The following is an 8398-nucleotide window of genomic DNA, read 5'->3' on the forward strand; positions in this document are numbered from 1 at the left end:
ATGACCCTCGATCCCTTCAAACTTCTCTTCCCTTCAGGGACTTCACCGCCATCAAACCTATAGTACATACAACCCCCATAATATTGGAAAGGAGGCTTACCCCACGACCGGGTTCCCACGCCTCACTGAAGGGTTACCTCATCGCCAGCGCCCCCATAACTTTTTCAGTATATTCAGCGCTCTCAAGAATGACTGTTATCTCTGTAAGGCTTTCTCCTGCTACAGTCAGCGCCCTCAGGTCATCAAGAGACATTACAACAAGGCTGCTGTCCATAACAGCCTCTCCTGTAGAAAGTATCCCCCCGATCTTATAATTTTCAGCGCCTATAGACCCGTCTGCGGCCTGAACAATCAGAGATAGCGTATCACCAATACCTGCCTTAAGCAGCTTTGCCAAACCCTTCCCTATAAGGATTCCCCCGCCTGGTATATAATATGTCCCCTCCCTCACATATCTCCTGTAATCACTGACGTTTTCCTCCTTCTTTAAATCTATCCCGAGGATCATGGCCCCTGCGGACTTTTCACCTGTTGCAACAAGCCCCTGTGTATTGATCCTTGGGAGTGCATAGAGTACATGCGGCTCGCTTAAAAGTATCTTTAAAATACCCTCCGGATTTGTAATCCTCTTTGAGATGGCCGGGTCTTTTTTATATCCCTTAGCGTAAACCTTTATATGGCCTGAATGCCCTCTGATGTTATTTTCAAGGGTCTGCCGGTTCATGCCATCCATAAATCCGAAGTAGAAGACAATGGCAATAAGCCCTATAGTTATAGAGCTTATTGTGATGAGAGTCCTTCGTGGATTCCGCCAGAGGTTTCTCCATGCCATCTTTAAGAAGGGGGACTTAAACATAATGCATCGCCTCCGCAGGTCTCAGTCTTGCAGCCCTTACAGCAGGATATAAAGAGACAATAAGTGCAGTCAAAAATACAATCGCACAAGACCACAGGACATTAATGAGATCCGTCTCCGGATAGATTACCGGATCTAAGATCGCAAAGAATTCCGTAGCCCCTCCCCATCTGGACAGGTTAAAACCTTTTATTGAAATAATCCTGTTAACCCCTATCCCTATGCCAGCCCCGAAGATAATACCTATAATCCCTATGAAGAATGACTCTAACATGACCAGCAGTATCACATTTCGCGGAGATGTTCCTACAGCCATCATTATGCCAAACTCCCTTGTCCTCTCCATAATAGACATAATCATAGTATTAAGTATCCCAAGGGCAACGACCACAAGGACTACAAGCAGTATCAGATACATAAATATGTTGTCCAGCCCTATCATCTCCTGTAATGCAGGCATAAGTTCCTCCCACGTATACACCTCATATCCTGAGGGAACCAACCTCTCTTTAAGCTGTTTTGAGACAGGTAATACATCCCCGGGGCTCTTTAGCATTACAGCTATCTCTGTAACCCTGTTCCCCAGCAGTGAAAGCGCCTGGGCATCTTTAAGTGTTACAACAGCAAACGATGAATCAAGCTCTACAGCCCCCATCCTGAATGTCCCTTGCAGTCTGAAGAGTTCAGCAGTGAGTGAACCATCCGTTGCCTGTACCATTAGAACGATCTTATCCCCTATTTCTGCATTGAGCTTCTCAGCAAGCCTGTAACCTATTAAAACACCCCTTCCTTTATCCTTATTAAGGTAACCACCTTTAATTATCCGCTCCTTAATGCCTGTTATCTTTACCTCCTCACCGGGATCTATCCCTCTTATCAGCACACCATAAGAGTTTTCTGCAGTAGAGATGAGTCCCTGAACCTCCACCCTCTCAGCGTAGGTGTCAACAGCAGACTCTGTCTTAAGTTCTTTTATAATCTCTGCGGCATTAGCTATTGACCTGTTCAACTGTGGGTCATCACGGTAACCGCTCCTGTATATCTGAATGTGTCCTGTATAGGCTTTTACCGTGTTCTCTACCCACTGGGCATGAAAGCCGTCTGTAAAACCGAAGAATACGATCATGGCCGCCAGACCAAAGGTTATGGCACTCAGGGTAATAATGGTGCGTCTCAGATTCCTCCGGATATTACGCCATGCCATCTTTAAAAATATGGACATTATCGCACCCGCGTAAGATTTCTCAATGTAAATACATCTTCATCTATAGACTTGTTGAACTCAACATCTACAATCCGCAATGTCGTCTCTCTTCCAGTCTTCTTTACCGGCCTCATCTGCCATAAAGTGGGTATCACCCTCCCCCCGATCTCCTTTATCCCGGAGAAGGTCATCACCCTTATCAGCTCCCCCCTCTCGCTGTAGAACTCCTGCCTCAAAGGGACATAATCTCCCTTTCTCACCCAGTAGAGTATCTTATCCCAGACAACCGGTGCGTCAGGCTTGGGTACCGCTTCTATGAGATATGCATCAAAGCCGTCCATCTTTACCTCACCCGTTAATCTATGCAAATAATCCTCAACAATACTTGACTCTTTCACCAGGTCATCGTTGGTAAAATCGCTCCCCATCCAGGCCTGCATCATCATGGACGGAGGCACCTTTATCGTCTTCTCCACCTTCGGGAGGTAGTTCCACATCTCAAAGCCTATCTTCAGGGTCCCGATACCCTCTTCCTTTGCTGGAGAAAGTATCCTGATAAAGGTCTTCTTCTCCTTCCTCTTCTCCCAGACCTTAAGCCTGAGCGTCCTCTCCCAGTTGGGATCCCGCACAGTCATCTCATATACGCCTGCATTTGTATCACCGCGCATAAGTGTATCCATCCGCCTTATAATCTCCCTGCCACTGCCAATCTCTTCTGCAGTTGTTGAGGAGGGTAAGGCAGAGAGAAGACAAAAAAGGATCACTGCAAATGTGTTGCAAAACCTCTGGATTCCCGTTCCCCGTTTACGATCTGCGGGGACAAGTTTCACGGGCATGATGACTTTTGGGACAATTATAGGGACACTATGTATAATTTTATATAGCAATCTTAAAACCTAATGACAAACTATGCAGGTTTACTAGCCACTGCTGACTGATACCTTTCCAGAAGTTTGGGATCATCAATTGACCCATGATGGTGCACCTGCCTCCATCGCCCATCCTTTTTTTGGAATATGCGAGAGGTGCGAATGGATAACTCAACTTCTTCTCCGCTGAGTCGAAAGTAACCACGCTCCCTTCCCACGGCGTAAAACATTTCGGAAGTCTCGTGGATGGTGTAGTCGTAATACTCTACATAGACCTCTGCTGGTCCACTGAATATGCGCTCGTAAACTGGTCTTATTCCTTTCCATCCGCGATTGATGCTGCCAAGCGGATTATCCATTGCAATATCGTCTGTATTCGCCCAGTTGTTCTCCATTAAAGACATGTCTCTTTTATTGAAAGCGCAATAGAACTGGACGAGTGCCTGATATGGTAACGACAGATTCCCCTGATCTTCGCTGCCGGTTATTGGTTCTTGAGTTGGTTCCATTAATCGTTCCTTATTGTTGCCTAACGACCAAGCTCACCTGTAACAATGGAGCGCAGCGGGCTTGCAGTCATGGCAGCGTTTTGTTATGTAAGATTTTTAGTATTACAGTTAACTACCTTCGCAATCTTTTTCAAAGTGTCTTTGCTTTCACCGAATTTACAAATTGCATCACAATGTTGCCTCAATTCAGAAAATAAGATGTAATGAATTTGAATGTTGCTGTTTCTGATGGCAGGTCTGCCTAATTGGATTATTAATTCTTTTTCTCTATTGTCTGGAATAATTAAGAATAGAGCCGATGGATTTTGTGTAAATGAATAATATAAATCTGTTAACCTTAAAATACCCGAATAAATAGAGGTGCTTTTTTCTACTTCAAATGCACTTGTAATCATGTTTGTTCCCTTTTCAAACCATACTACATCAATTAGATTAATGGTATTGAATGTATCTTTATCAATATTCATTTCAGGAAATTGGGGCAGACTGATAAAAGAAAAACTATTTCCATTATGGCATTTTGACCTATCGTTTGAAGCACTAATAACATCATAACCCAAAGAATACCCAATCTTTAAAAGATGATACTGCATCTCAGCGTGCATGTTTTCTTGTTCTTTTTCATCTGTTACCTCTTTGTGTCGTTTTTTAAATTGTTCTTCGATTTTATCCCTTTCTTGTTCAGAAAGAAATTGTTCATCACCTATAATGACTTTTTTTACCCCAATATCAAACAGGAATCCTGTAAATGCTCCTAAGTCATTAGATAAATCCATTTTGAATGAGTTGTTAGTTTGTATAATTACTTCACGCATTTTAAGATATTCCTGCCAGGAACCTAATTTTATATTGTCTTTAAAAAGGTAGTTAAAGCCGTTTACGATAGATGTATTGAAAGGCGGAATTATCGTAGGATGTAAGAAATACAAAATACTGGCAACTGCAGGCCCCAGACCTTTAATTTTGAGTTGGTCCAGTAAAATTATTTCCTTAATGATTTGTTCTTCTTTTGTAGCGTTAAGACAATTTTCTAAAAATTGACCAAAGGCCGTTTTATTGTTCTCATTTTCGTAAATATCGGGTATGCGTAACTTTGGTTTCCAATAGAACGGGTGAGAAGCACCTATAAATATTTGCTTTTGTTCTGTAATGCAAGTTAAAACAAATTCTAAGGAAGAACCCTTAAAGTCATTCCCAAATTTCTTTTCTTTAATATCCTTGATTACTTGCTGTACCCCTCTTCGGATTGAGCGGAATGCTTTTAGTCTCTCCTCATTGTTTACGAACCAGGTGTTATAAACCGTTTCCTTATCAGCCGTATAATCATTAATTATGGTTTGTAAATTCTGATTCATTTCTTTCACTCGCATTTAGGAATTTGCTTTTTCATTGAATTACTTTATGTCAAACCTGAAGACTCTCTCTTTGGCACCGGCCATATCTTTTATCACCAGATATATAGCTGTTGCCCCGGATATATCCACACCTTTAAATCTGACCACGCCTGAGCGGTGATGGCCTGAACCGGACGGAGACTCAACAGCAGGATTAGCATACTCTTTCCCCTTGTCATCTCTCAGGGATACTATTGCCTCCAGCTTATACTGATCAAGGTCTAAGCTGTGTGTGTCAAGCTTTATATTGAAGGCAGGGCTATCTTCCCCCGGGTTTAGATACGTTACATCAACCGCTACATCCCCTGACTTACTTGTTCTGGTAAGTACCCTCGCCTTCTTTTCATCTCCTGCCATTTTATCCCCGGCATCCTCAGCCTTCTTCATGGTCTCATCATAGCCCTTCATCATCCCCATCATCTCATGCATCGTATCCATCATATCGCGCATCATTACCGGCATCATGTTATGCATCATCTCCATATGTTTTTCATCCATCATCCTGGCTGAAGTCGCCTTCTCGTCGTGTTTTGTCATCTTTGCTGTTGATAAGGCAGGAATAAACAATGCAAACACTGTCATTAATATTATTACTCTTTTCAATTTATTCATAAAAGACCCTCCTTGTATTTTCAATTTTACTCCTATTGTTGAACAAATAGCTCCTCGTGTAACCCCTGTTCCCGGGATATTCATATTTAAGCTATTTTTATCAAAACCATCTGACGACCCCAATGCTTGTGCCGAAATCCGGCCCCCCCTTGTTGAAACCAAAAAAGGTGTCTCCCTTTAACATATAAAAGCTGTTAAGGGCGTGGATAAATCCGATATTGACCTCCAATGGGTTTTTGGCCCCCTGAACTGATGCAGTCCGCCCTTCCAAAGATGTGTATAGTCCTGTTTTCCTGACCAGCGTATAAATACCTATGTCGTAAAGATAGATGTCATTGTAGTCCTGACCTGGTGGGTCTCCCAACTTTATGAACCCTCCGCCGAGGGTCATCTTTATTGCTCCAAGTTCCTGAGTAACCGTCAGGAAGCTCCCCACATCGGTTTTCCCTGTCCCCAATCCTTTGGTCTCATCGGCTGTGGGAAGCTTGACCGCCAAAGTCCCGTCTACAGAGGCTCCACTGCCCAACTCCGGTATTAGCGTTGTCCCGCCGCGAATAATGACGTCCCCGGCACCGGTATCTATCCCTGTATCTGTCCCGCTGCTCAAGAACAGATACGGAACAGTCAGACTAAAATTATAAGAAGGAGTTACATATCCTAAGACCGGCGCCAGGTAATAAAGGTTTGTCCTTACCGGTGTACCGAAATCACCTGTCTTATACCCTGCGCCGGTCTCAAGATAGGTCCGGCCACCTCCGCCAAGCGAAAGATTAGGGAATAAGGCGAAAAGGGGCATCAATAGGATAATAAGTTTCTTCATTTCTTTTCAAGTTTTTTCATCATCTCATTTAATCTGTCCATCTTCTCCTGCATCTTCTTAGACATCTCAGTATTCATAGACCCTGCTGCCATCTCGTCGGACATATCTCGCATCATATTGGACATCTCTTTCAACATCTCCGACATCTGTTTCATCGAGGTCTGGTCCTTCATCACCTGGTGTGACTGAATCATATCGTTCATCCTGTTCATGATGCTGGACATGTCCTGCATCATCTGTCCGCTCATCATCTGCCTGGACTGCTGGGAACCCATCATCCCCCCCTGGCCCTGGTGCGTCTGTCCACCCATCATACCGCCGGGCATCTCGGCAAAGCTCAAAGGGATATTCAACAGCAGCATTAATAAAGTCAGCTTAATAAGTCTGTTCATATATATCACCTCCTTTCTTAATCATCTTGTCTATTGCTGGATTCAACCCGACAGTGCTAATCACGGTTGTTCCTCCATGGTATCACCTCTCCCATTGATGTCTTTTAATGTCCCGGTTCTCTTTCAATAATAAAGAAGGCCTCCCGCGTCTCCCCCTTTTCCAGTCTGATGAGTGCCTCAATATGGTATTTACCGAGATCTGAAAGATCGAAGTAGTTCCCGTAATCAGTTATTCCATCAATCTTCATAGGATCGAGTTTCCTGATTATCTTTCTCCCCATAGGGTCGTGGACGGTCACTGTAACGAAGGCATTAGTAATCTCCTTTCCTGTCTTTTCATCCTCAAGGTGGATAAGCAGGTGGTGGGTTCCCCCTGGTCCGCCATGCATCCTTATTGCATGATGCTTTTCAGGATGTTCTTTGATCTCCTGCACAGAGATCACACCCAGCATGACCCTGACGCCGGCCACCGTCTTGATCTCATGCTGGGCAAAGACAGGAAGTGTCCATATAATGCAAATCAATACTCCAATGCAGAGGGGTATCAAACCTTGTTTTCGCAATTTTTCCTCCTATTCAGGCCGCCTTTTTCTCTTTTCCTGGTTCCTTTTCTTTCAGCCCCCTACTTTCCCATTTTTCTCTTTCTTTCTATCTCTTCTAAATCACAACATGGGGCAGTTCCACCGTGCTTGAGCTCTGCCTGCTCATTCTCTTCTGTAAAGTGTACCCACCCCCTCTTGAGCCTTTCTTTAAAACTGTCATCCAGTACAAATCCTGCCTCAATCATCCATCTCTCGATATCCTCTTCCCTGCACTGGAGAATATCGTACTGCACAAATATATCTCCATTATCCGGGCCTATCCTGACATGGCTAACTCCTTTTATCTCTTTTATCCTGGCCTCCCAGTCGGCAGTTTCATCCCAGTCTGGAGCCTGTTTAAATTTGATATGGTGGTGTTTTAAAGTATCCATAAGATCACCTCCTCGTTATTTTTATCCCTTCCACTCAAGGATTTTATCCTTTCCATAGCCGGAGGGGTCTTTAAATACAAGTCTTATATCTCTCATAGGGGACGGACCCTTGAATACAAGCATGCCCCGGCGGTGATAGTCTGACGAGCGGTTTGATTCTGTCCATTCTGCCGGCCCATATTCCATGTCATTACTCCGCAACACTGTAAACCTCTCCAGCTTATAATCGAATAGATGTCCGGCCGCCGAGTGCATCATGATCGTAAATACCACTTTATTCTCAAAATCAAAACGGTCTTTATAGGTCAGATATATCTTGTCCCGATCCTCTCCGGGTTTTGCCTCTGCCTTGGCGAGTAGTCTGAAATATTGCGGACTATTCAATGTAATGTCCATATGAAATCCAGGCATTTCTACAGGCCGTGTCTCACCTTCCATATATTTCATAAAAGCCTTACCCTCATCTGAGCCTGCTGCATAGATGTCATAAAACAGGGCGCCTGGAATATCCGGCACTGGAGGTCTGTGTTCTACAACCTCTCTATGTGTCTTTACACTGAATTGATAGGAGGCAACAATGATAATGCCTGCCAGAATTAACAAGGTTATGATTCCTAAAGAAGCTTTATTCATCCGAAAATCCCTTCCGGCGGGGTAAGAAAACCCCGCCTATCCATCTCTACGAGGATAGGCGGGACTTTCTTGTCCCGCTGATTTTCATGTCCCTTTGTGAACCTTGGTTCATGTGGGTTCATCCGAAAATCTCCAT

At 43.9% G+C, this 8398-nt stretch carries 11 protein-coding genes; all 11 read right to left on the minus strand.

What is annotated here, in order from left to right:
- Positions 1-133: 133 nt before the first annotated feature.
- The 11 genes from HZA08_11600 to HZA08_11650 all read right to left on the minus strand — a co-directional run bounded on the left by HZA08_11600 (position 134) and on the right by HZA08_11650 (position 8262).
- Positions 134-856, minus strand: a complete 723-nt coding sequence (locus tag HZA08_11600) for an ABC transporter permease (protein ID MBI5194067.1) — start codon at positions 854-856, stop codon at positions 134-136.
- Positions 849-2078 (minus strand): ABC transporter permease, encoded by a 1230-nt coding sequence (locus HZA08_11605; GenBank protein MBI5194068.1) that lies wholly within the window; start codon positions 2076-2078, stop codon positions 849-851. Before HZA08_11605 ends, HZA08_11600 begins: the two co-directional genes overlap by 8 nt.
- Positions 2078-2896 carry an outer membrane lipoprotein-sorting protein gene (locus tag HZA08_11610; protein MBI5194069.1) on the minus strand — a complete coding sequence of 273 codons (819 nt, stop codon included), beginning with the start codon at positions 2894-2896 and terminating at the stop codon, positions 2078-2080. Before HZA08_11610 ends, HZA08_11605 begins: the two co-directional genes overlap by 1 nt.
- A gap of 71 nt (positions 2897-2967) precedes the next feature.
- Positions 2968-3438 (minus strand): nuclear transport factor 2 family protein, encoded by a 471-nt coding sequence (locus tag HZA08_11615; GenBank protein MBI5194070.1) that lies wholly within the window; start codon positions 3436-3438, stop codon positions 2968-2970.
- A gap of 83 nt (positions 3439-3521) precedes the next feature.
- Positions 3522-4793: a hypothetical protein gene (locus tag HZA08_11620; protein MBI5194071.1), complete on the minus strand. Its 1272-nt coding sequence runs from the start codon at positions 4791-4793 to the stop codon at positions 3522-3524.
- 39 nt (positions 4794-4832) lie between these two features.
- Entirely contained in the window at positions 4833-5444 is a 612-nt protein-coding gene (locus tag HZA08_11625) for a hypothetical protein (protein MBI5194072.1), read from the minus strand.
- A 100-nt stretch (positions 5445-5544) separates the two neighbouring features.
- Positions 5545-6264, minus strand: a complete 720-nt coding sequence (locus HZA08_11630; GenBank protein ID MBI5194073.1) for a hypothetical protein — start codon at positions 6262-6264, stop codon at positions 5545-5547.
- Positions 6261-6656, minus strand: a complete 396-nt coding sequence (locus HZA08_11635; protein ID MBI5194074.1) for a hypothetical protein — start codon at positions 6654-6656, stop codon at positions 6261-6263. Before HZA08_11635 ends, HZA08_11630 begins: the two co-directional genes overlap by 4 nt.
- 104 nt (positions 6657-6760) lie before the next feature.
- Positions 6761-7219 carry a hypothetical protein gene (locus HZA08_11640; protein MBI5194075.1) on the minus strand — a complete coding sequence of 153 codons (459 nt, stop codon included), beginning with the start codon at positions 7217-7219 and terminating at the stop codon, positions 6761-6763.
- Positions 7220-7278: 59 nt separating this feature from the next.
- Positions 7279-7629, minus strand: a complete 351-nt coding sequence (locus HZA08_11645; GenBank protein ID MBI5194076.1) for a hypothetical protein — start codon at positions 7627-7629, stop codon at positions 7279-7281.
- A 21-nt stretch (positions 7630-7650) separates the two neighbouring features.
- Positions 7651-8262, minus strand: coding sequence for a hypothetical protein (locus tag HZA08_11650; protein MBI5194077.1), 612 nt, complete (start codon positions 8260-8262; stop codon positions 7651-7653).
- Positions 8263-8398: the final 136 nt, after the last annotated feature.

The sequence above is a fragment of the Nitrospirota bacterium genome, from assembly GCA_016212215.1.
GTDB lineage: Bacteria > Nitrospirota > 9FT-COMBO-42-15 > HDB-SIOI813 > HDB-SIOI813 > JACRGV01.